Here is a 21,187-nt window from a genome sequence, read left to right as displayed (position 1 = left end):
GCGTCCGCGCGGCGGGGTGGGATCATGGACAATGTGTTTTGAGGTCCATGCGGCCTCGAGCAAGACCTGTGGCGATCAACCCTGTGGCGAAGGCCCAATGTGTGAGGTGAGGAATCAAGTGAGCGGTTACCGGCTCATGGCAGTGCATGCCCACCCCGATGATGAGTCCAGCAAGGGCGCGGCGACGATGGCCCGCTATGCCGACGAGGGGCACCAGGTGCTCGTGGTGACCCTCACGGGCGGCGAGCGCGGCGACATCCTCAACCCCGCGATGGACGTGGCTGACGCGGAGGGCCGCCTCCCGGAGCTGCGCATTCAGGAGATGGCGAACGCCGCCAAGATCTTGGGCGTCGACCACGTGTGGCTGGGTTTCGAGGACTCCGGACTGCCGCAGGGCGATCCGTTGCCGCCGCTGCCCGACGGCTGCTTCGCCGCGATCCCGCTCACGGAGCCGACCCGTCGGCTGGTGCAGCAGATCCGGGAATTCAAGCCGGAGGTGATGATCACCTACGACGAGAACGGCGGTTACCCGCATCCCGACCACATCCGCTGCCACGAGGTGTCGATGGCGGCCTATGAGGCGGCGGCCGACCCCGAGTACCACCCCGAGCTCGGCGCGCCGTGGGAGATCCAGAAGGTCTACTACAGCCACGGGTTCATCCGTAAGCGGCTTGAGACGTTCCGCGACGCGTTGGCGGCGGAGGGCCTCCCGAACCCGTTCGCCGAGTGGCTCGACCGGTGGAAGACCGAACAGGGCGATCTCATGGCGCGGGTGACCACGCAGGTCCGGTGCGGGGAGTACTTCCCGATCCGCGACAAGGCGTTGCTGGCGCACGAGACGCAAATCGACCCCAACGGCAACTTCTTCGCTGTGCCCATCGAGATGCAGCAGAAGGTGTGGCCGACTGAGGAGTTCGAGTTGGCGAAGACCAGGGTGAAGACGACGCTCCCCGAAAGCGACCTCTTCACCGGGCTGGGCCCGGCAGCGGGCTAGCACCTGGCGCTCGGCCGCGCGGAAACGCGGCCGAGCGCTCCGCCCTGTACATGGGGCAAGATGTAGTAAGGCACCACCCGGCGGGCGGTTTGCGCGACGGGCCAGTAGATGGAGTTGAGAACTGATGTCCGCTTCCGCAATCGCCACCAACGGCACGATCTTCCTGGCAAAGACCTGGGGCGAGCCCGACATGACGGGTGGTCGGGGAGCCGAGTTCGGCAAGGCGTCGCCGATCGGGCTGTTCCTGATCCTGGCTCTGCTGATCGCCGTGGTCCTCTTGGTCCGGTCGATGAACCGCCGACTGCGGAACCTGCCGGAGAGCTTCGACGATCCGGATCTGACGCCTGGTGCCGATGCCCACGCGCTGAACAACCAAGCGCCGATGGACGACGCGCTGCCCAGCAAGCGGGCGGGCAAGAGCGCCGGCGAGAGCGCGGTGACCATGGTCAAGGACGACCCGAAGCCGGACGACCAGAAGCCGGATGACCAGGACCCCGACGCCGAGAAGTAGTCAGCGGGGGCGCCTCTCAACCCATAGTCAGGGCTCCGTCCAGGGATTCGCGGATGATGTCCGCATGCCCGGCGTGTTGGGCGGTCTCCGCGATGATGTGCAACAGGGCGCGTCGGGCCGACCATGCGGCCCCAGGCTCGAACCACGGCGCCTCCGGCAACGGGTGGCTCACATTGAGATCAGGCAGAGTCCGCACCAGTTCGTTTGTGCGGGCCGCCACCGCGTCGTACTCGGCCAACACGCTGTCCAAGGTCTCACCATCGAGTAGCCGGAACTCGTCCGACCTGGCGGCCATCGCCGCCTCGGAGAAGTCCGTGAAATCCCCCAGCGCGGACGGGCCCTCGACGATGAAGCGCACCCACGCCTCCTCGCCCGCCGCAACGTGCTTGACGAGGCCCGCCAGGTTCAACTCGCTGACGGTGGTGCGACGCGTGGCCTCCTCCTCCGATAGCTCGCGCACGGCGAAACGCAAGAACCACCGATGGCGCTCTAGTGACTCGATGAGGTCGGCGCGCTCGCACTCGGTGCTGAGCTGTTCTGTGGTCATATCTACTCCCGCGGTTGGCTGGCTGTTGCAGGATCAACGCTAGAACTCCATCCGGTCACTTTCTGTCCGCAATTGCCAGCAATAATGAGTCATGGCCAACACCAGCTCGAGAACACTGCGACTGCTGTCGATGCTGCAGGACCGGCGGCACTGGCCGGGCGCCGAGCTGGCCGCCCGGCTGGAGGTCTCGCCGCGCACGCTGCGGCGCGACATCGACCGGCTCCGGGAACTGGGCTATCCGGTCACGGCCGGCCGGGGCGTGGCCGGCGGCTACCAACTGGCTGCGGGGTCCGCGCTACCGCCGCTCCTGCTCGACGACGACGAGGCGATCGCGCTGGTGGTCGGGCTTCATGCCGCCGCCCAAGGCGGCGTGCAAGGGGCCGAGGAGGCGTCGGCGCGGGCGTTGGCGAAGGTGGTGCCGGTGCTGCCCGCGGCACTGCGCGCGAGGCTGGAGGCGGTGCGGGCCATGACGATGTCGGCGCCGTGGCGGATGGAGGCCGGCGCGGTCGACCCCCACACGCTCACCACCTTGGCGGTGGCCTGCCGCAACAGCCAGCGCATGGGCTTCGACTACACCGCGGCGGACGGGACCCCGACGGCGCGCTTAGTGGAGCCGCACCGGGTGGTCTTCCTCGGGCAACGCTGGTACCTGGTGGCCTACGACCTCACGCGACACGATTGGCGCAGTTTCCGCCAGGACCGGATGGCAATGCTGTCGACGGCCGGACAATCCTTCCGGCCGCGGGAGCTGCCCGCCGAGGACGCGGCGGAGTTCGTGCGGGCGGGCATCGCGGGCCAGCCGGCGGAGTTTCAGGTGGCGGCGGTGATCGATGCGCCGGCCGCGGTGGTCGCCCGGCGGATAGGCCGCTGGGCCGCGGTCACCGCAGTCGATGCGGCACGTTGCTCCGTCACGATGACCGCGGAGAACCTGGACTGGCCAGCGATGGCGCTGGGCTCGGTGGGCGCCGACTTTCACGTGCGCTCGCCGCCAGAGTTGATCGCGCATCTGCGCGAGTGGTCCGAGAGGTTCGGCCGGGCGGTCGCGGCTTCCGGACCCAGAGCGCCCGGCTCCGACGATAGGCTGGGGGAGTGACCAACGCACTCGGAGCAGCAACCTCCCCGTACCTTCGCCAGCACGCGGACAACCCCGTCCACTGGCAGGAGTGGGGGCCACACGTGTTCGCGGCGGCGCGGGCGCGGGACGTGCCGATATTGCTGTCCATCGGATACTCCTCCTGCCACTGGTGCCATGTGATGGCGCACGAGTCCTTCGAGGACCCGGCCATCGCGCAGGTGATGAATGAGAACTTCGTGTGCGTGAAGGTGGATCGCGAGGAGCGGCCAGACCTCGACGCGGTCTACATGAACGCCACCGTGGCGATGACGGGCCAGGGCGGCTGGCCGATGACCTGCTTCCTCACCGCGGATGCCGAGCCCTTCTATTGCGGCACCTACTACCCGCCCGTCGGGCGCGGCGGCATGCCGGGATTCCTGCAGCTGCTGGACGCGATCTCCGACACCTGGCGGACGCGCCGCGAGGACGTGGGCCGCGCATCGGCCGCAGTGGTGGCGGAACTCTCCCGGGCGGCGTCCGCGCTGCCCGACGGCGCCAAGCCTGTGGACGCGGAGCTGCTGGCTGATGCGGTGCGGCAGGTGTTGGAGGATGAGGACGCAGTGCACGGGGGATTTGGCGGCGCCCCGAAGTTCCCGCCAGCGGCGCTGGTGGAGGGTTTGCTCCGGCACGTCGAGCGCACCGGCTCGGAGCCGGCGATGGCGGCGGTTCGCCGGACGGCCGAGGCGATGGCCCGGGGCGGGCTCAACGACCAGCTCACGGGCGGATTCGCCCGCTACTGCGTGGACTCGCACTGGGTGGTTCCGCACTTCGAGAAAATGCTTTACGACAACGCGCTACTGCTCCGGTTCTACGCGCACCTGGCCCGCATGGACGGGTTGGCACTGGCGCACGAGGTCACTGAGCAGACAGCGAGTTTCCTCTTGTCCGAGATGCCGACCGCGGAGGGCGGCTTCGCGTCGGCGCTAGACGCGGACACCGAGGGGGTGGAGGGCTCCACCTATGTGTGGACCCCCGCGGAGCTGGGAGTGGTCCTGGGCCCTGAGGACGGGCCGTGGGCGGCGAAACTGCTGGAGGTCACCGAGACGGGGACCTTCGAGGCGGGGGCGTCGGTGCTGCAGCTACGCCAGGACCCCGACAACACCGCGCGCTGGCGCCAGGTGCGGGACAAGCTCAGCGCGGCGCGGGCACTGCGTCCACAACCGGGCCGCGACGACAAGGTGGTGACCGCCTGGAACGGCATGGCCATTCTGGCCCTGGCGGAGGCCGGTGGCGGGCTCGGCCGCGATGAATGGGTGGAGGCCGCGGAGCAGTGCGCCGCGATGCTGCTCAAGACGCACCTGGTCGAGGGCCGTCTGCGACGCGCGTCGCTCGGCGGCCAGGCGGGGGCGGCCGTCGGGGTGCTTGAGGACTACGCCTTCCTGTCCTCGGGCCTGCTGGCCCTGCACCAGGTGACGGGCGACCAGGACTGGCTCACCGCCGCCCAGGACCTGCTGGACACCGCGACCGAACACTTCGCGGACCCCGACTCGGCGGGCAGCTGGTTCGACACCGCGGACGATGCCGAGGTGTTGGTGCACCGCCCGCGTGATCCGGTCGATGGCGCGACCCCGGCGGGCGCATCCGCGATTGCCGACGCGTTGCTGACTGCGTCCGCGGTGGTGGACCTGGAGTCCGCCGGGCGCTACCGGCGGCTCGCCGAGGACACGCTGAACCGGGCTTCTGTGCTCCTCGAGCGCGCTCCGCGCTCCGCGGGCAATTGGCTATCGGTTGCCGAGGCTATGGCGCATGGGCCGCTGCAGATCGCGATCACGCACGTGCCGGGCGACGAGGGCCTGCTGGAGATAGCCCGCCGCGCCGCGCCCGGTGGGTCGGTGGTGGTCGGCGGCCCGCGGGACTCGACGCCGCTGCTGGCGGATCGGCCGATGATCCGGGACCAGGCAACGGCCTATGTGTGCCGGCACTTCGTGTGCGACCGGCCCGTGACCACCGCGCAGGAGCTGGTGGCGCTCCTGCACGGTGGTGGCCGGAAGGGCTAACTGTCTGCGAGCTATCCCAGGCGGGCGGTGCGCACGGCGGCGGCGAACGTCTCGAGGAGCGTCTCGGTGCTGGCCCAGTCCATGCAGGCGTCGGTGACGGACTTGCCGTACACCAGGGGCTCGGCCGAGAGGTCCTGGTTGCCGCCCTCGATGAAGCTCTCGAGCATGACGGCGCCGATGCCGCGTTCGCCGGCCGCGATGCGGTCCGCGATCTCGTGGGCAACCTCGATCTGGCGCAGGTGGCTCTTGCCGCTGTTGGCGTGGCTCGCGTCGATCATGAGTCGATCCGGCAGGCCGGCCTTCGCCAGGCCTGCGAGGGTGCTGGCGACGTGCTCGGGCGAGTAGTTCGGGCCGACACGGCCGCCGCGCAGGATCGTGTGGCAGTCCGCGTTGCCGCGGGTGCGCACGACGGCGGTGTTGCCGTCCAGGTCGCTCCCGAAGAACACGTGGGGGGCGCGGGCGGAGCCGCAGCCGTCGATCGCGACCTGGACATTGCCGTCGGTCGCGTTCTTGAAGCCGATGGGCATTGACAGCCCCGATGCGAGCTGGCGGTGCACCTGGCTCTCGGTGGTGCGGGCGCCGATGGCACCCCACGAGACGGTGTCCGCGATGTACTGCGGGCTGATCGGCTCAAGGAACTCGCAGCCCACGGGCAGGCCGGCGTCGAGCACGTCGAGGAGCAGGGAACGGGCGATGCGGAGGCCGCGGGGCACGTCGAAGCTCTCGTCGAGGCCGGGATCGTTGATCAGGCCCTTCCAGCCGACCGTCGTGCGCGGCTTCTCGAAGTACACGCGCATCACGACGAGCACGTCCTCGCGCAGGCTCTCGGCGATGGGGGCCAGGCGGCTGGCGTAGTCGCGGGCCGCGTCGGTGTCATGCACAGAGCAGGGGCCGACGACGAGCAGCACGCGGTCATCGGTGCCGTCGAGGATGCGGGCAATCTCCTCGCGGCTGCGCTCGACCAACCGGCCGCGGGTCTCGCCGAGCGGCTGCTCATCGAGCATCTCGCGAGGGGTGGGCAGCGGGAGGAACTCGGCGATATTGCGATCAGTCGTCGAGCGGGCGGTGGAGGCTGGGGTGTCAGTGGTGGTAGTCACGGCAATCTTTCGGGTTGGGGTGACGGTCCCGTCCGCGGCGACATCCGGCGAGCCCGTCTCTATGACGAAGGGCAGAGACGATTGTCTCTGCCCTGGGCTCCGGATGATTAGTTGATCAGCGTGCGCGACCAACGGCCCCATCCGGAGCCGTGGTAAAACGCCAATACACGCGGGTCTGCATCACGTGGTCGAGGTTAGCAGGCTCTCGTCAAGAGGCGGCGCGTAGGCTCAGCGAAGTGAGTTGCCCCGGTGTGTCGGGAGGCCCCGACACACCCGATAGGAACTGGAGCCGTGAAGGTGCAGAACCCGCTTTACCGGCTCTACGAGAACCATTTGCGGCGCGGCCTCGTGGGGAAGAAGCACCCGCGGCACGTGGGTGTGGTGTGCGACGGCAATCGCCGGTGGGCCCGCGAGAACGGCTTCGACGACATCGCGCACGGGCACCGCATGGGCGCCCGGAAGATTGCGGAGCTGCTGCGCTGGTGCGATGCCGCCGGCATCGAGATGGCGACGATCTACCTGCTGTCCACGGAGAACCTGCGGCGAGATCCACAGGAGCTCGAGACGCTCCTGGAGATCATCACCGACGTCGTCGACGAGCTGTCCAGCCCCGACGAGAACTGGCGGGTGACGATCGTCGGCGCGCTGGAGCTGTTGCCGGCAGATCGCGCGGACAGGCTGCGCGCGGCCTCCGAGCGCACGGTGGGGCGCACCGGCTGCCAGGTCAACGTCGCCGTGGGCTACGGCGGGCGCCAGGAGATCTGTTACGCGGTGCGCACGCTGCTGCAAGAGCAACTCGACGCGGGTGCGGACCCGGCGGCGATGATTGAGTCCGTGGTGCCTGAGGCGATCAGCGCCCACCTGTACACCTCCGGCCAGCCGGACCCTGACCTGGTGATCCGCACTTCCGGGGAGCAGCGGCTGTCCGGCTTCCTACTGTGGCAGAGCGCGTACTCGGAGATCTGGTTCACCGAGGCCTACTGGCCCGAGTTCCGCCGCGTGGACTTCCTCCGCGCGCTGCGGGACTACGCGGCGCGGCACCGCCGCTTCGGGGTCTGAGCAGATTAGGGGCCTGCTCCTCAGAGCAGCCCGATCACGCCGATCCCGATTAGGGCCACGCCCGCGATGACGAACAGGATGCGCACCGCGGGCGGGCCATAGCGGTTGACCGAGCGCGTCAGCACCCGGAAGGACTTGCGGGCCCAGCGCGTCTTTATGGTCGACAGGAACAGCACGAGCAGCGGAATCACCAGCGCCAGCAGGCAATACGCGATGAGGATCAGCGGCCACAGCGTGGGCAGGGGCTGGCGGGCGGCCAGCAGCGCCAGGCCGGCGAGATACGGAACTGCGGTGGGCGCCTGGGCGAGGCCGATCACCAGCCCCGCCAGTGCGAGCAGCCACGGCTTGCGCCGGAACGCGACGGCCCACTCGGGAGGATCACGGTCGCCCAGGGGGATGGCGGCGACCCCGACCAGCACAAGGCCGAGGGCGATCGCGCCCCAGTGGCGCATGGTAAGCGTGATCTCGAAATCGACCAGGTCGGTGATGTAGCCGATGCCCAACACGGTGAGGAACCCGAAGATCGTGGTCGCGGCGAACACGCCGCCGATGAAGCTGAGGCCCCCGGAGACGGGGGAGCGGCGGCTGACCCGGGCGTCGTAGACGACGGCGGTGGTGATGCCGATCAGCAGCACATTGGTGGCGTCAAGCAGCGCGAGGCCGACGAGCGCGAAGAGGAGGGCAACCATGGGGTAGCCAGGCTATCGGTCAGTCGCGGCGGCCCCCAAGTTGCGGGTATCCCGTTGTGGTCCAGCCCCCGTCCACGGCGAGGGACGCCCCGGTGATGTAAGACGCGTCGTCGCTAGCCAGATAGAGGCACGGCCCGGCGACTTGCGCGGGCGTCGCGGGCGCCCCCAGCGGGATGCGGTCGAGGTACGCGCTCGTGAGCTGCTCGTCGCCCAACACGGAGGAGACCAGGGGAGTGTCGACGAGGCCGGGTAGCACCGCATTGACGCGGATGCCATCTGCGGCCAACTCCAGCGCGGCGTTGCGGGTGAACATCTCCACGCCGGCCTTGCCCGTGGCATAGGGACTGCCGCCGGGCATGGGGATGCGGGCGTTGACGGACGAGACGTTGACGATGGAGCCGGGCCGGTCGGCCGCGCGCATCGCCCGCGCCACGTGCTTGGTGCAGAGGAAGACGGACTTTTGGACCAGGTCGATGGTGAAGTCCCAGTCCTCCTCGGGCATGTCGACGATCCGCGCATTCCGGGCCGCGCCAGCGACGTTGAAGGCGAGGTCGAGCCCGCCGAGCAGGTGCTGGGTCGCGGAGACCGCCTCCGCCACTTGGGCCTCGACGGTGACGTCGACGGTCATCGGGGCGAAGGCGGGGCCGAGCGAGTCCGCCAGCGCGGCGAGCGCGGCGGTGTTGACGTCGAGGCCCGCGACCTGGGCTCCCTCCGCCACCAGTCGCGATGCGATGGCCCGGCCGATGCCGGATCCTGCGCCGGTGACCATTGCCGTCCGGCCGCTGAATCGGCCGGATGCTCGTGTGCCGGTCATGGCAAGAGCACCGCCCGTCCGGAGATCAGCCCACGCTCGAGGCGGCCCAGCACTGCGACGCCGTCGGCGAGGGGGAAGGTCTCGACCTGCACGCGGATTTTGCCGTCGGCGGCCAGGGCGAGGGAGTCGATGAGGTCGCGGCGCGTGCCCGCATAGGTCTTCTCGATGGACGCGCCCCACGGCCAGCCATCGCCCATCGCGCCGTCGGCGGCCACGCCCGGGGTGCCGCCGCCGAGGCCGACCATCCGATACGCGCCGCCCGGCGCCACCGTCTGGACGCTGAGTCGCGCGGTGGCGTCGACGCCGACGAAGTCGAACACCGCGTCCGCGCCAAGGCCGCCGGTGAGCCCGAGGATCCGCGCGGCGGCGTGCTCGTCAGACGGCAGCGCCAGGTCCGCCCCGAGCGCCGTGGCCAGGGCCCGCTTGTCCTCGGCGACGTCGATCGCGATCACCCGCACCGGGCTGATGGCCTTCAGGATCTGCACCCCGAGGTGGCCGAGCCCGCCGACGCCGATGACGACGGCGGTGCCGCCGGGCCGCAGGTGCTCGCGGGCGCTGCGGATGGCGTGGTAGCTGGTCAGGGCCGCGTCGGCCAGCGGGGCCGCCTGCACGGGGTCGAGGGTGGCAGGCACGAACGCTGCGGCAGGGACCCGCACATACTCCGCCATGCCGCCGTCCGGCCCGAGCCCGGGGCAGGGCGGCATCGCGGCGCGGCCCGCGGCCAGGCAGGCGTTCTCCCGGCCCGAGGCACACGCGCGACACACGCCGCAGGACCAGCACAGGTAGACGACGCCGGCCGTGCCGACCTGGATCCCAGCCGCCCCCGCAACTCCTGCCCCCGCAACTCCTGCCACGGCATCTCTTGCCACGGCGTCGCCCAGCGCGGCAACGGTTCCCGCGATCTCATGGCCGAGGGTCATCGGCCGCTCCCGGATGCGCTGGGCGTGCAGCACATGGAGATCGGAGTGGCAGATGCCGGCGGCGGCAACCTTGACTAGCACGTCCGCGGGGCCGACGGCGGGCACGGGGACCTCGCGCAGTTCGACCACGCCGGGGGCGATGATCTGCAGGGCCTTCATCGAGCGGGGGATCATCGGGCCTCCAGCGCGGTGTAGACGGCGTCGAGGTAGCCGTTGACGTTGGGGGCGCCGACGAGCTGCGAGGCCATTTTGTTCATCACGAACGCCATCGTCATCCGCCGGTCGAGGTCGTTGACGACCAGCGAGCCGCCATAGCCCGTCCACCAGCACAGACGACCGTCCGGGATCGAGGGCATCGAGTCCGGGCTGGGCAGGCCGTAGCCGACGCCGAACCGGATGTGGGTGCCCAGCACGCGGTCTACGCCGTCGGCCTGCACCTCGAAGATCCGTTCAATGGTGCTGGGGGAGAGGTACTTCCGGCCGTCGACGACGCCGTCATGGGAGATCAGCGACTGCAGCCGGGCCACGGAGTGGGCGTTGCCCTGCCCGTTGGCCGCGCCGATCTCCGCCGCGAGGTAGTCCCGCGAGGTGCAGATCGAGCTCGGCATCGGCGGATTGGTCATGGTTTTGACGAACACGCCCTGCGGGGGCGGCGCCGAGAGGTCCACCGTGGACGGCGGCGGGGGGATGAGCGGGGCGACGCGGGGGTCGACCTCGGGCGGGGAGCCGATCCAGTAGTCCTCGCCCATGGGGCCCGCGAACTCCGCGGCGAAGACCTCGCCGAGGGTGCTGCCGGTGATGCGCCGCACGATCTCGCCCACGAGGTGCCCGTGGTTGAGGGCCTGGTAGCCGGAGCCCTCGCCCGGCGTCCACCATGGGGCCTGCGCGGCGAGCAGCGCGGCGGCGCCCTGCGCGTCGTAGACGTCCGACATGGACACCTTCTGCTCCCAGCCCGACACGCCGGACGTGTGGCCGAGGACGTGGCGCACCAGCACGGACTCCTTGCCCGCGGCGGCGAACTCCGGCCAGTACCTCGAGACGGGGGCGTCGAGGTCCAATTGGCCGCGCTCGACCAGCAGCAGCGCGACGAGCGCCGTCATGGTCTTGGTCAGCGAGTATGTGTTCGTGACCGTGTCCTGCGCCCAGGGACGACCGGTGGCGATGTCCGCGACGCCGCCCCACAGGTCGACCTCGACCTGTCCGTCGACGATCAGGCACAGCGAGGCCCCGGCCTCGAGGCCGTCATCCATGTTGCGCTGCAGACGCGCGCGGACGTCGTCGAATCTGGTTGCGCACGTGCCATGTAATGCCGGCATCAGACTGGGACCTTCACCGCGGAGGCATTGGTGGCCGCGCGCTTCCCGCCCGCGGCGATTTCCTTCTGCATGTCGACGGAATACCGGCCCAGGCTCACCATCATGGCGTGCCGCGGCGCCTTGTAGTACTGCCCCAGGTGCATCTCTTCGTCGCGGGCGATGATCTCGTTCATCTCGGCCACGTTCGGCAGGTCGTATCCACCGGCCAGATGGCGGGCGATGAGGTGGCTCTGCTGCTCCGCCAGGTTGACGATCGTCGGCAGGGACTGGGCCAGGCCGGCGAAGTACAGGTTGTCGATGCCGGGCTTGAAGACGCGTTTGAACAGCGGGAAGTTGTTCTCGGAGTCCGGCTGGATGGCGGGATCCTCGAAGAACGGGAAGGTGGTGTTGTAGCCGGTCGCGAAGACGATCGTGTCCACCTCGACGCGGTTGCCATCGGTCAAGATCACGGCGTCGCCGTCGAGCTTGGCGATGCCGGGCACGCAGGTGATGTCGCCGGAGGCGGCGTTGGCCAGGAAGTCGACGCTCACCGACGGATGGGAGGAGAGCGGCTCATGGTCCGGCTGGAGTAGGCCGTAGTCCGCCATGTTGCCGATATTCTTCTTGATCGACCTGCGGCTGATCTTGAGCCCCAGCTTCTTGGGCATCCACGGCGGCATCATCATCATGTCGGAGGGCTGCCCGCCCCGGAACTTCGGCAGGACCCAGCCAGGCCGACGCGCGGAGTTCCAGACGCGCTTGGCGATTGAGCGATGTGAGATCTCGGACGTGATGTCCAGTCCGGAGTTGCCCATGCCGACGACCATGACGTTCTTGCCGCGCATGTCGACGGGCTCGAACGGGCTGCGGTAGCTGTGGCTGTGCAGCATCTCGCCGGTGAACGCGCCGGGGTATTCCGGGGTGCGCGGGTCCCAGTGGTGGCCATTCGCGACGACCAGCGCGTCATAGGTGCGGGTCTCGCCGGTGCTGATCGTGACCGCCCACTTGCCGTCGGCCAGACGGACCGCCTTTTCCACCTTCGTATTGAACGTGATGATCTCGCGCAGGCCGAAGTGGTCGACGTAGTCGCGGAAGTACTGGTGCATCAACGTGTGGTGGGGGAAGTGCGGCCAGTCCTTGGGGGCCGGGAAGTCCTCGAACTCCAAGCGGCGGGTCGACGTGTCGATGTGCAGGGACTCATAGCAGGCGGACAGGCCGTTGGGGTTGTTGTGGTACCAGTTGCCGCCGACGTCGTCCGAGGCCTCGAAGCAGTCGAAGGGGATGCCGAAGTCCTTGAGACGCTTGGCGGTGGTGAAGCCGGAGCAGCCTGCTCCGATGATGCAGACGGTGGGCAACGAGCTCACGGGGCAACCTGGCTTTCGTCGTGGCGGGTGGGTGTGGCTTGCCCCACACATTAGCAGTCGCTGACGGATTGTCTAGTGAGAGTGCGAACTGTATTCAACGCCAGGTGGAGTTTGGTGGTCATTTCGTTTTTCACTTGACAGTCCGTTTGTGAAGACGCAGCATGTGTCGTGCGACACAGTTGCGGTGGGCGGCGAGAGCGGCCCCAGAGACGGAGGATCAGTGGGAAGTCTGAGATTCGGATTACCGGTCGGGCGGGCCCATTGGGGATTGAGGATGGGGGCCATGGCGGTCGCCGGCGCGGTCGCGCTCACCGGGTGCGCGTCCGGAGGTGCAGGGCAGGCGCAACAGCGCGGGGGGATCAGTGGCCCGGTGGGCAGCCAGCCCGACGCTGAAGACATCCAGACCGGCGGCACCTTGACCTTCGGCACATTCAACCTGCCCGCAGTCCTCGACCCGGCGAAGACCGTCCCCTCGGGTTCGACGGGAGGGACGGAGATGGCGGCGGTGTACGACCTGCTGATGCGCTATGACGATATGGCCGGCGAGTTCGTCCCGCAGCTCGCGGAGGCGCTCGAGGCCAGCGAGGACGGCAAGACCTGGACACTGACCCTCCGTGAAGGGGCGAGATTCAGCAATGGTGAGCCGGTCGACGCCGAGGCCGTGGTGTGGAGCATCGAGCGCTACGTCGCCAACCGCGGATCGGACTCCCAGCTGTGGTCCTCGAGCGTCGAGTCGATGACCGCGAACAACCCTCGCACTGTGGTGTTCGTGCTCGGCAAGCCGTGGCTGACATTCCCCAACATGCTCGCCACCGGACCCGGGATGATCGTCGCCAAGCAGGCCGTGGACGGCGAGTCCTTCACGCCCATCGGGGCGGGGCCGTTCACCCTCGAGGCGCACAAGCCCAATGAGGAGATCCTCCTTGAGCGTCGCGCCGACTACTGGAGTGGACCCGCGCACCTGGACGCCGTGCGGATCATCCCCGCGGCTGATGGGCGTCAGCAGCTGGACATGTTCCGGGCGGGCGAGATCCAACTGGCGTTCTTGTATGACGCGCAGATCGCGGCGGAGGTGGCCGACGCAGGCTATCCAGGCGTCCTCAGCGTCATGAACGCCGGCAGCGCGATTCTGATTAACAACGCGGAGGGCCGCCCCGGCTCAGACATCGACGTGCGCAGGGCGATTGACCTCGCGGTCGACCCGGTCCTCATCGACGAGCGCGGGCAGGGCGGAATGGGCAGGCCCAGCACCGCCTTGTTCTCCTCGGCCTCCCAGTGGGATTCCGGCGCGCCACAATCGCGTTATGACCCCGAGGAGGCCCGCATGCTGGTCGCCGCGGCGAAGGCCAAGGGGTTCGACGGCAAGATCACCTTCGTCACCAGGCAGGCACCCGAGGCTCAGGCCCGTGCGTTGGCCATCCAGTCGATGCTGAACAACGTCGGTTTCGATCTGACCGTCGACTATGTCACTAGCGTCACCGACATGGTTCGCGTGATGTATGTCGAGCGGAACTACGACCTGGGGCAAACGGGCCTGAACATCCGTGAATCCGCCCCGTTCTTGAAGCTCTATTCCAGCTTCCACAGCGAGTCCAACGGGAATGTCTCGGGCTATTCGAACCCGCAGATGGACGCACTGCTCGACCGCCTGCAGGCCGCCACCGACGTGGCTGCGGAGAGCGCGCTCATCGGCGAGATCGAGCAATTAGCCGCCGACACGGTGCCCACGGTGCCCGTCTCCGCGCAGGACAACCTGGTGATCTGGCAGGAGAACGTGCACGGCGTGCAGCACACATTCGCGGACATCGTCCTGCTTGGCGACGCCTGGATCGCCTAGTGCGCGTGGCAAGCCGGGGGGCGCACATAGCCCCGCCATCGCGTCATGACCACAGCCAACAGAAACAGATAGGTGCAGGAATGAGCAACGTCAGTGCAGTTCGACCCACCCACAAGATGCACGTCACCGCCACCGATCCCCTGTACGCGTCGGGTCCCCTCGTCGCGGACCGGGTGGGCCCATCTTTCGACGACCGCCCCTACGAGCGGTTCTCCGTCGCCCCGATGACGCCGACGATCGGGGCGGAGGTCGACGGCATCCGGCTCGGCGGAGACCTCGACGAGGAGACGATGGCCGAGCTACGCCGCGCGCTGCTCGAATGGAAGGTCTTGGTGTTCCGCGACCAAGACATCGAGCGCTCCGCACATCGGGCCTTCGCCTCCAAGTGGGGCGAGCTCGAGGAGCACCCGTTCATCAAGTACGGGAAGTATCCGGGGCAGACGGACGCCGACGTCGTCACTCTGGAGCGGGATGTGTCAGTGGCCGGCATCGAGAACAACTGGCACCACGATGTCAGCTGGAGCCGGGCGCCATCCTTCGGCGCGGTCCTGCGCGCGGTCGAGGTGCCTGCGGTTGGCGGCGACACCCTGTTCGCGGATACCTGCGCGGCCTACGACCTGCTGCCGGACGCCATCAAGGAGCGCATCGACTCCCTGGTGGCCGAGCATGACTGGGTGCCCAATTTCGGCAAGTCCATGACACCGGACGTGATCGCCGCGCTACGGCCCGACTACCCGGCGGCGCAGCATCCCGTCGTGCGGGTGATCCCGGAGACCGGCCGTCGCACGCTCTTCGTCAACACCAACTTCACCCAGCGCATCCTGGGGGTCTCGGAGGCGGAGTCGAACGAGCTGCTGACGCTGCTCTACCGGCACGTGCAGCGCGCCGAGTTCCAGGTGCGGCTGCGCTGGCGCAAGGACACTGTCGCGTTCTGGGACAACCGCACCTGCCAGCACTACGCCGCGAGCGACTACTACCCCCAACGACGGATCATGGACCGCTTGTCCATCGTCGGGGACGTGCCGGTGGGTATCGCTGGATCTCCCGTCGCGCAAGAAGCCTGATTCTCCTCTACAACTGAAAGGTGGAACCCCAGTGCAACCGACCATCCGCGAGGCTGATGCCGGCCCGCCCGCGCATACCGCGAGCAAGATGCACCCGACGGCCAGCGACGTTCTATACGCGTCGGGCCCCCTCGTGGCCGCGCGGCTGTCCGAGCACATGGAGCGGCGGGACTACCAGGGGTTCACCGTGCATCCGGTGACGCCGACGATCGGCGCCGAGATCGAGGGGCTCCAGATCGGCGGGGAACTGTCCGAGTCGGTGCTCGCCGAGCTGAGACGGGCGCTCCACGAATTCAAGGTGCTGGTCTTCCGCGACCAGGACATCGACCGCGACGGGCACCGGCGGTTCGCGAGCTGCTGGGGGCCGATCGAGCGGCATCCCTTCACCTCGCTCAAGGCCTCCAGTGGGCAAACGGACGCGGATGTTGCCACACTGGTGCGGCATACTCAGCGCGGCGCGATCGAGAACAACTGGCACAACGACGTCAGCTGGCATGAGCGGCCGTCGGTCGGCGCGGTGCTGCGCGCGGTGGAAGTGCCGGCGGTCGGCGGCGACACGCTCTGGGTGGACACCGGCGCGGCCTACGACCTGCTGCCCGAATCAGTACGCCAGCGAATCGACGGGCTGTGGGCCGAGCACGACTGGCGGCAGACCGAGGAGTTCGGGCAGAGGATGACCCCGGACGAAATCGGACGGTTCCACCAGGCCTTCCCGCCTGTGGAGCACCCCATCGTCTGGGAGATCCCAGAGACCGGGCGCAGAGTGCTATTCGTCAACACGATCTTCACCACGCGGATCATCGGACTCGGCCAGGAGGAGTCGGACGAGCTGCTGACGCTGCTCTATCGGCACATCCGCCGCCCCGAGTTCCAATTTCGGTTGCGGTGGCGACCAGACACGGTCGCTATCTGGGATAATCGGTCCACCCAGCACTACGCGTCCAGCGACTACTTCCCCCAACGCAGGGTGATGGACAGGATATCGATTGGCGGGGTCCGGCCGGTGGGCATTGGCGGGAAATAGCCAGCCGCACAGGCGGGTTCGCAGTGCGGCTGGCAGCGGTGCACGCCCCGCGTTACTCGGCCGACGCGGCGTCTGGCTGTGTAGTGTCAAAAGTCCGAGATTCAGCTGATCTTGAGAGTTGTGGAGAGTTGTACACGTGAGCGGGACTGAAAAGGGTAAGCAACCGCGTCGGATGACGCTGCGGGACGAGCAGAAGCGGCAGACTCGGCTCAAGCTGTTGCTCACCTCGCGAGAGCTCTTCGTCTCCCGCGGGTATGCGGCCGTGACCATCGACGACATCGCGTCGGCCGTCGGGTGCAGCCGAGCGACGTTCTACCTGCACTTCAGCAGCAAGATCGACGTGTTGCAGAAGATCAGCGCGGAGACCATGGAGCAGCGCGCCGTGGCCGTCTACGCGGATCTCGACCAGGCGCTGGAGGAGGGCACCCAGGAGGCTTTCACGGCCTGGGTGCGCCAGTCGCTCGCGTGGTTCGAGACCAATAAGGACATCCTGCCGGCCTGGGACGAGGCGCTGGCGCTCGAGCCGGAGTTCAAGGAGATCGCCAAGAAGGCGATCTACGATTTGCCGATGGCGATGCCGAAGTACCTGGCCCGCTGGGGCGACGGCCGACAGGACGAGGCGCGGCTGCGCATCGAACTGCTGGTCAGCCAGCTGGAGCGTTTCTTCACCCGCTGGGCGGTGCAGGGCACCATCGAGTTCTCCGGCGACGCCGCGGCTGACGTGTTGGGCGACATCTGGTTTCCCGCGCTGCAGCCGCCGGCGAACTGACCCAGTCTGGGCGCTAGAGCTTGCGCAGCCGCACCCGGTTGATGGTGTGGTCGCTGTCCTTGCGCAGCACGAGGGTGGCCCGGGGGCGCGTCGGCAGGATGTTCTCCACCAGGTTTGGCCGGTTGGTGGTGTGCCAAATCTCTTGCGCCGCAATGGTGGCGTGCTCATCGGAGAGATTCGAATAGTGGTGGAAGTGCGCCTGCGGGTCCGCGAACGACGTGCTGCGCAGCGCCAGGAACCGCGTGACATACCAGCGCTCGATATTCTCGATGCGGGCGTCGACGTAGATGGAGAAATCGAACAGGTCCGAGACCATCAGTCGCGGGCCCGTCTGCAGCACGTTCAGGCCCTCGATGATGAGGATGTCCGGCTGGCGAACCACCTGGCGCTCGTTCGCGACGATGTCATAGGACGTGTGCGAGTAGACGGGCGCAGACACCTCGGGGGCGCCGGACTTGACCTCGGTGACGAAGCGCAGCAGCGCCCGACGGTCGTAGCTCTCGGGAAAACCCTTGCGGTGCATGATGCCTCGGCGCACGAGCTCGCGGGTGGAGTACAAGAACCCGTCCGTCGTCACCAGGTCCACCCGTGGATGGGTGTCCCACCGTGCCAGGAGCGCCTGCAGCACGCGGGCTGTCGTGGACTTGCCGACGGCGACGCTGCCGGCCACGCCGATGATGAACGGCACTTGCCTGTCGGGATGCTTCTCGCCGAGGAATGTGGCCGTCGCGGCGAAGAGGCGCTGCCGGGCGGCGACCTGCAGGTGGATCAGCCGGGAGAGCGGAAGGTAGACCTCCGCGACCTCCTTCAAATCGATCTGCTCGCCCAGGCCGCGCAGCTTGTGCAGGTCCGTTTCGGTGAGCACCTGCGGGGTGGACATGCGCAGCGCGCGCCAACTCTTGCGGTCGAACTCGATATACGGACTGGGTTCAGTCAACCGAGACATGTGGGGACCCCCAGTTGAGGGGGACAGGCCCGAGATTGTCCACGGGAGAGTCCCCTGAATGGTCGCGGACGGAGGCAAATGGAGTCGCCGTGCATGCGCGTCAGTCAACACCTCTCGTGGAAGATGGCCGGACTCGGGTCGCGAACATGGGCCGGCCGCTACGCTTCTGTGTCGTGGACACTACCGAGTTGCTCCGGCAATATCAGCTACTAGGGCTGCGCTTCGACCTGATCGAGGAGGGTTTCGTCGACGCCTTCACCGGCGACCCGGCGCTTCGACGGCAGGTCCAGAACGAGGCCAAGCCGGATCCGGCCGAGCTGGCGCGCCAGGCCGCCGCACTCCTCCACGAGTTGCCGGGCTCCGGTCTCACCGCGTCGCGCAGGGATTTCGTCAGCGCCCACCTGACCGCGTTGGAGTGCTCCGCGCGCAAGTTCGCGGGTGCGGAGATCGGGTTCGTCGACGAGGTGCACGCGTACTTCGACGTGCGGATCGCGCGCGGCGACGAGGACGAGTACCGCCAGGCCCACCGCGAGATGGACGAGGTCCTCGGCGGCAACGGCCCGCTGGCCGAGCGACTGCAGGCCCACCGCGCCGCCGACGAGATCCCGCCCGCCCGCCTCGAGGAATGCGTGCAGGCCTTCTCCAGCGCGCTGCGCGACCGGGTCCGCGTCGACTTCCCCCTGCCCGAGGCCGAGACGGTCGAATACCAGGTGGTGACGGACAAGCCCTGGTCCGGCTTCAACTACTACCTGGGCGACTTCAAGTCCACCGTGGCGATCAACGCCGACCTCAAGCAGCAGATGGCGGGCCTGCCACACCTGATCTCGCACGAGTCGTATCCAGGCCACCACACCGAGCACTGCCGCAAGGAGGCCGGGTTGGTCGCCGCGGGCGAGGTGGAGCAGACGCTGTTCCTCGTCAACACCCCGCAGTGCCTGATGGCGGAGGGACTTGCCGACCTCGCGCTCGAGGCGATCGTCGGCGAGGGCTGGGGGCCGTGGGCGCAGGAGATCTATGCGGACCTCGGGTTGCGCTTCGACGGCGAGCGGGCCGAACGGTTTTCGAAGGCGTCGGCGAAGCTGCTCGGCGTGCGTCAGGATGCCGCGCTGATGCTGCACGACCAGCACGCCAGCGAGGACGACGTCGCGGCGTTCCTGCAGCGGTGGACGCTCACGACGTCCGAGCGTGCGCGGCAGAGCCTGCGTTTTCTCACCTCGCCGCTGTGGCGGGCCTACATCAGCACCTACGTGGAGGGCTATCAGCTCCTCGGATCCTGGCTCGACGCGCGTCCGGCGCAGGTCAGCGCCACGGAGCGGTTCCGGCGGCTGCTCGATGAGCCCCTCATCCCGTCCTCGCTGCGCGCAGAGCTGCCGGGCGGCACGAGCCTGTCCTGAGGCGGGGGTAGGTCACAGTTGGCCGACTCGTAGAATAAGGGGTGACTTCTGCCGTCCACCCAGATCAGGGAGCGCAATTCATGACGTTCGACCCGACCAGCACCGCCTCGAGCATGACCGCCTCGCTCGCCGAGCTCGACCCCGAGGTTGCGGAGGCGATGTCCGGCGAGCTGGGTCGCCAGCGCGACACGCTCGAGATGATCGCCTCGGAGAACTTCGTGCCGCGCGCCGTGCTGCAGGCACAGGGCAGCGTGCTCACGAATAAGTATGCCGAGGGCTACCCGGGCCGCCGTTACTACGGCGGCTGCGAGCACGTCGACGTGGTGGAGAACCTCGCCAAGGAGCGCGCCTGCGAACTCTTCGACGCCGAGTTCGCCAACGTCCAGCCGCACGCCGGCGCGCAGGCCAACGCCGCTGTCCTCATGGCCCTGATGAACCCCGGCGAGAAGCTGCTCGGCATGAACCTGGCCCACGGTGGCCACCTCACGCACGGCATGAAGTTGAACTTCTCCGGCAAGCTCTACCAGGTGGGCGCCTACGGCGTCCGCGAGGACACCCACACCGTCGACATGGACGAGGTCCGCCGCATCGCCCTCGAGGAGCGCCCCGAGGTGCTCATCGCCGGCTGGTCCGCGTACCCCCGCCAGCTCGACTTCGCCGCGTTCCGCTCGATCGCCGACGAGGTCGGCGCGAAGCTCTGGGTCGACATGGCCCACTTCGCCGGCCTGGTCGCCACCGGCCTGCACCCCTCGCCGGTCCCGCACGCCGACGTCGTCTCGACCACCGTGCACAAGACCCTCGGCGGCCCCCGCTCCGGCCTGATCGTCGCGAAGAAGGCCTGGGCCAAGAAGCTCAACTCCGCCGTCTTCCCCGGCCAGCAGGGCGGCCCGCTGATGCACGCGATCGCCGCCAAGGCCGTCGCCCTCAAGATCGCCGGCACGGCGGAGTTCAAGGACCGCCAGGAGCGGACCCTCTCCGGCGCCCGCATCCTCGCCGAGCGGCTCACCGGTGCGGACGTTGCCGCCAACGGCATCAGCGTCCTGACCGGCGGCACCGACGTGCACCTGGTGCTCGTGGACCTGCGCAACTCGAAGCTCGACGGCCAGCAGGGCGAGGACCTGCTCCACGAGGTCGGCATCACCGTCAACCGCAACGCCGTGCCGTTCGATCCGCGTCCGCCGATGAACCCGTCGGGCTTGCGCATCGGCACCCCGGCCCTGGCCACCCGCGGCTTCGATGACGCGGCCTTCACCGAGGTCGCCGACATCATCGCCACCGCACTGGCCGCCGGCTCCGGCGCGGACATCCCCGCGCTGCGCGCCCGCGTGTCCAAGCTGGCCGCGCAGTACCCGCTGTACGAGGGCCTCGAGGACTGGAAGCTGCTCTAAGCCTCTGCAAGCTGTGAGCTAGCCCTGTTTCGCTTTCGCGGGCACATTGTCAGTCTGAGTGCGCTATCTATCGCACCCGCACACTGGCGATGTGCCCGCGAAACGTCGTTATGGAGTCTTTCGGGTCCCCACTTGGCCGGGGATGGCGCGAATTCAGGTTCAGGCTTCGCGGTCTCGCCGTCTCGCAGCCCTAGCGGTCAATCGCGAGCGTTACAGGGCCTGCGAATCACGAATAGGGCTGCGGAATCGGGGGCGCTGCGGATTCGGCAGGGTGGTGAGGTTGGCGGTGTGGCAGAGCTGATATATATCGAGTAGGCCTTCACAAACACCTCCGGAGGTGCAAGGAAGGGAATGTAAGAAATTC

19 protein-coding genes are annotated in these 21,187 nt (G+C 68.3%); 11 read left to right on the top strand and 8 right to left on the bottom strand.

From position 1 onward, the window contains the following. Positions 1-118 precede the first annotated feature (118 nt). Positions 119-994 (top strand): mycothiol conjugate amidase Mca, encoded by an 876-nt coding sequence (mca, locus tag TBIF_RS08910; RefSeq protein WP_024794473.1) that lies wholly within the window; start codon positions 119-121, stop codon positions 992-994. A 190-nt stretch (positions 995-1,184) separates the two neighbouring features. Continuing rightward, the gene (locus TBIF_RS24900) at positions 1,185-1,505 is read left to right on the top strand and encodes a hypothetical protein (protein ID WP_235174641.1); all 321 of its coding nucleotides are present in this window, start codon (positions 1,185-1,187) and stop codon (positions 1,503-1,505) included. 16 nt (positions 1,506-1,521) lie between these two features. Here TBIF_RS24900 and TBIF_RS08900 read toward each other — a convergent pair whose 3' ends face one another. Further along, the gene (locus TBIF_RS08900; protein WP_024794471.1) at positions 1,522-2,052 is read right to left on the bottom strand and encodes a DinB family protein; all 531 of its coding nucleotides are present in this window, start codon (positions 2,050-2,052) and stop codon (positions 1,522-1,524) included. A gap of 91 nt (positions 2,053-2,143) precedes the next feature. On the opposite strand from TBIF_RS08900, the gene TBIF_RS08895 reads away from it, so the two are divergent. Beyond that, on the top strand, positions 2,144-3,145 hold the full coding sequence (locus TBIF_RS08895) for a helix-turn-helix transcriptional regulator (RefSeq protein WP_024794470.1): 1,002 nt from the start codon (positions 2,144-2,146) through the stop codon (positions 3,143-3,145). Next, positions 3,142-5,163 carry a thioredoxin domain-containing protein gene (locus tag TBIF_RS08890; protein ID WP_024794469.1) on the top strand — a complete coding sequence of 674 codons (2,022 nt, stop codon included), beginning with the start codon at positions 3,142-3,144 and terminating at the stop codon, positions 5,161-5,163. The genes TBIF_RS08895 and TBIF_RS08890 overlap by 4 nt, the downstream gene beginning before the upstream one ends. Before the next feature lie 11 nt (positions 5,164-5,174). On the opposite strand, the gene TBIF_RS08885 is transcribed toward TBIF_RS08890, so the two are convergent. Then, the gene (locus tag TBIF_RS08885) at positions 5,175-6,260 is read right to left on the bottom strand and encodes a 3-deoxy-7-phosphoheptulonate synthase (protein ID WP_024794468.1); all 1,086 of its coding nucleotides are present in this window, start codon (positions 6,258-6,260) and stop codon (positions 5,175-5,177) included. Between the two features lie 291 nt (positions 6,261-6,551). Here TBIF_RS08885 and TBIF_RS08880 point away from each other — a divergent pair, with 291 nt between their 5' ends. Continuing rightward, positions 6,552-7,319 carry an isoprenyl transferase gene (locus TBIF_RS08880; RefSeq protein WP_024794467.1) on the top strand — a complete coding sequence of 256 codons (768 nt, stop codon included), beginning with the start codon at positions 6,552-6,554 and terminating at the stop codon, positions 7,317-7,319. 20 nt (positions 7,320-7,339) lie between these two features. On the opposite strand, the gene TBIF_RS08875 is transcribed toward TBIF_RS08880, so the two are convergent. Genes TBIF_RS08875 through TBIF_RS08855 form a run of 5 tightly spaced genes read right to left on the bottom strand, consistent with a single transcriptional unit; the run spans position 7,340 to position 12,401 of the window. Further along, positions 7,340-8,008, bottom strand: coding sequence for a GAP family protein (locus TBIF_RS08875; protein ID WP_024794466.1), 669 nt, complete (start codon positions 8,006-8,008; stop codon positions 7,340-7,342). A gap of 19 nt (positions 8,009-8,027) precedes the next feature. After that, positions 8,028-8,822 (bottom strand): SDR family NAD(P)-dependent oxidoreductase, encoded by a 795-nt coding sequence (locus TBIF_RS08870; protein ID WP_024794465.1) that lies wholly within the window; start codon positions 8,820-8,822, stop codon positions 8,028-8,030. After that, positions 8,819-9,901, bottom strand: coding sequence for an alcohol dehydrogenase catalytic domain-containing protein (locus tag TBIF_RS08865; RefSeq protein WP_024794464.1), 1,083 nt, complete (start codon positions 9,899-9,901; stop codon positions 8,819-8,821). The genes TBIF_RS08870 and TBIF_RS08865 overlap by 4 nt, the downstream gene beginning before the upstream one ends. Before the next feature lie 11 nt (positions 9,902-9,912). Continuing rightward, positions 9,913-11,058: an EstA family serine hydrolase gene (locus TBIF_RS08860; protein ID WP_024794463.1), complete on the bottom strand. Its 1,146-nt coding sequence runs from the start codon at positions 11,056-11,058 to the stop codon at positions 9,913-9,915. Further along, entirely contained in the window at positions 11,058-12,401 is a 1,344-nt protein-coding gene (locus TBIF_RS08855) for a flavin-containing monooxygenase (protein ID WP_024794462.1), read from the bottom strand. The genes TBIF_RS08860 and TBIF_RS08855 overlap by 1 nt, the downstream gene beginning before the upstream one ends. Before the next feature lie 283 nt (positions 12,402-12,684). Between TBIF_RS08855 and TBIF_RS08850 the strand changes: the two genes are divergently transcribed. The 4 genes from TBIF_RS08850 to TBIF_RS08835 all read left to right on the top strand — a co-directional run bounded on the left by TBIF_RS08850 (position 12,685) and on the right by TBIF_RS08835 (position 17,095). Continuing rightward, on the top strand, positions 12,685-14,238 hold the full coding sequence (locus TBIF_RS08850) for an ABC transporter substrate-binding protein (RefSeq protein WP_024794461.1): 1,554 nt from the start codon (positions 12,685-12,687) through the stop codon (positions 14,236-14,238). Positions 14,239-14,318: 80 nt separating this feature from the next. Then, a complete protein-coding gene (locus tag TBIF_RS08845; protein WP_024794460.1) occupies positions 14,319-15,302 on the top strand; it encodes a TauD/TfdA dioxygenase family protein in 984 nt (327 codons plus the stop codon). 88 nt (positions 15,303-15,390) lie between these two features. Next, positions 15,391-16,326 carry a TauD/TfdA dioxygenase family protein gene (locus tag TBIF_RS08840; RefSeq protein WP_038170571.1) on the top strand — a complete coding sequence of 312 codons (936 nt, stop codon included), beginning with the start codon at positions 15,391-15,393 and terminating at the stop codon, positions 16,324-16,326. Positions 16,327-16,498: 172 nt separating this feature from the next. Beyond that, positions 16,499-17,095, top strand: a complete 597-nt coding sequence (locus TBIF_RS08835; RefSeq protein ID WP_024794458.1) for a TetR/AcrR family transcriptional regulator — start codon at positions 16,499-16,501, stop codon at positions 17,093-17,095. A 13-nt stretch (positions 17,096-17,108) separates the two neighbouring features. Here the strand turns inward: TBIF_RS08835 and coaA are convergent, their stop codons facing one another. Then, complete coding sequence (gene coaA, locus TBIF_RS08830; protein ID WP_024794457.1) at positions 17,109-18,041, bottom strand: type I pantothenate kinase; 933 nt, start codon at positions 18,039-18,041, stop codon at positions 17,109-17,111. A gap of 146 nt (positions 18,042-18,187) precedes the next feature. Between coaA and TBIF_RS08825 the strand changes: the two genes are divergently transcribed. Together TBIF_RS08825 and glyA are read left to right on the top strand one after the other, a co-directional pair. Continuing rightward, positions 18,188-19,435 (top strand): DUF885 domain-containing protein, encoded by a 1,248-nt coding sequence (locus TBIF_RS08825; RefSeq protein ID WP_207165233.1) that lies wholly within the window; start codon positions 18,188-18,190, stop codon positions 19,433-19,435. 80 nt (positions 19,436-19,515) lie between these two features. Next, positions 19,516-20,823: a serine hydroxymethyltransferase gene (gene glyA / locus TBIF_RS08820; protein ID WP_024794455.1), complete on the top strand. Its 1,308-nt coding sequence runs from the start codon at positions 19,516-19,518 to the stop codon at positions 20,821-20,823. Positions 20,824-21,187: the final 364 nt, after the last annotated feature.

The organism is Tomitella biformata AHU 1821 (genome assembly GCF_000524475.1).
Lineage (GTDB): Bacteria > Actinomycetota > Actinomycetes > Mycobacteriales > Mycobacteriaceae > Tomitella > Tomitella biformata.
This window is presented reverse-complemented; position numbering and strand designations above follow the sequence as displayed.

Bases quoted from the DNA above. Each gene is read 5' to 3' on its own strand.
- TBIF_RS08825 (WP_207165233.1), top strand. From the start codon at position 18,188: ATGGGCCGGCCGCTACGCTTCTGTGTCGTGGACACTACCGAGTTGCTC.
- TBIF_RS08895 (WP_024794470.1), top strand. From the start codon at position 2,144: ATGGCCAACACCAGCTCGAGAACACTGCGACTGCTGTCGATGCTGCAG.
- TBIF_RS08860 (WP_024794463.1), bottom strand. From the start codon at position 11,058: ATGCCGGCATTACATGGCACGTGCGCAACCAGATTCGACGACGTCCGC.
- TBIF_RS08845 (WP_024794460.1), top strand. From the start codon at position 14,319: ATGAGCAACGTCAGTGCAGTTCGACCCACCCACAAGATGCACGTCACC.
- TBIF_RS08875 (WP_024794466.1), bottom strand. From the start codon at position 8,008: ATGGTTGCCCTCCTCTTCGCGCTCGTCGGCCTCGCGCTGCTTGACGCC.
- TBIF_RS08850 (WP_024794461.1), top strand. From the start codon at position 12,685: ATGGCGGTCGCCGGCGCGGTCGCGCTCACCGGGTGCGCGTCCGGAGGT.
- TBIF_RS08840 (WP_038170571.1), top strand. From the start codon at position 15,391: ATGCACCCGACGGCCAGCGACGTTCTATACGCGTCGGGCCCCCTCGTG.
- glyA (WP_024794455.1), top strand. From the start codon at position 19,516: ATGACGTTCGACCCGACCAGCACCGCCTCGAGCATGACCGCCTCGCTC.
- TBIF_RS24900 (WP_235174641.1), top strand. From the start codon at position 1,185: ATGACGGGTGGTCGGGGAGCCGAGTTCGGCAAGGCGTCGCCGATCGGG.
- TBIF_RS08870 (WP_024794465.1), bottom strand. From the start codon at position 8,822: ATGACCGGCACACGAGCATCCGGCCGATTCAGCGGCCGGACGGCAATG.
- TBIF_RS08865 (WP_024794464.1), bottom strand. From the start codon at position 9,901: ATGAAGGCCCTGCAGATCATCGCCCCCGGCGTGGTCGAACTGCGCGAG.
- TBIF_RS08900 (WP_024794471.1), bottom strand. From the start codon at position 2,052: ATGACCACAGAACAGCTCAGCACCGAGTGCGAGCGCGCCGACCTCATC.
- coaA (WP_024794457.1), bottom strand. From the start codon at position 18,041: ATGTCTCGGTTGACTGAACCCAGTCCGTATATCGAGTTCGACCGCAAG.
- TBIF_RS08835 (WP_024794458.1), top strand. From the start codon at position 16,499: ATGACGCTGCGGGACGAGCAGAAGCGGCAGACTCGGCTCAAGCTGTTG.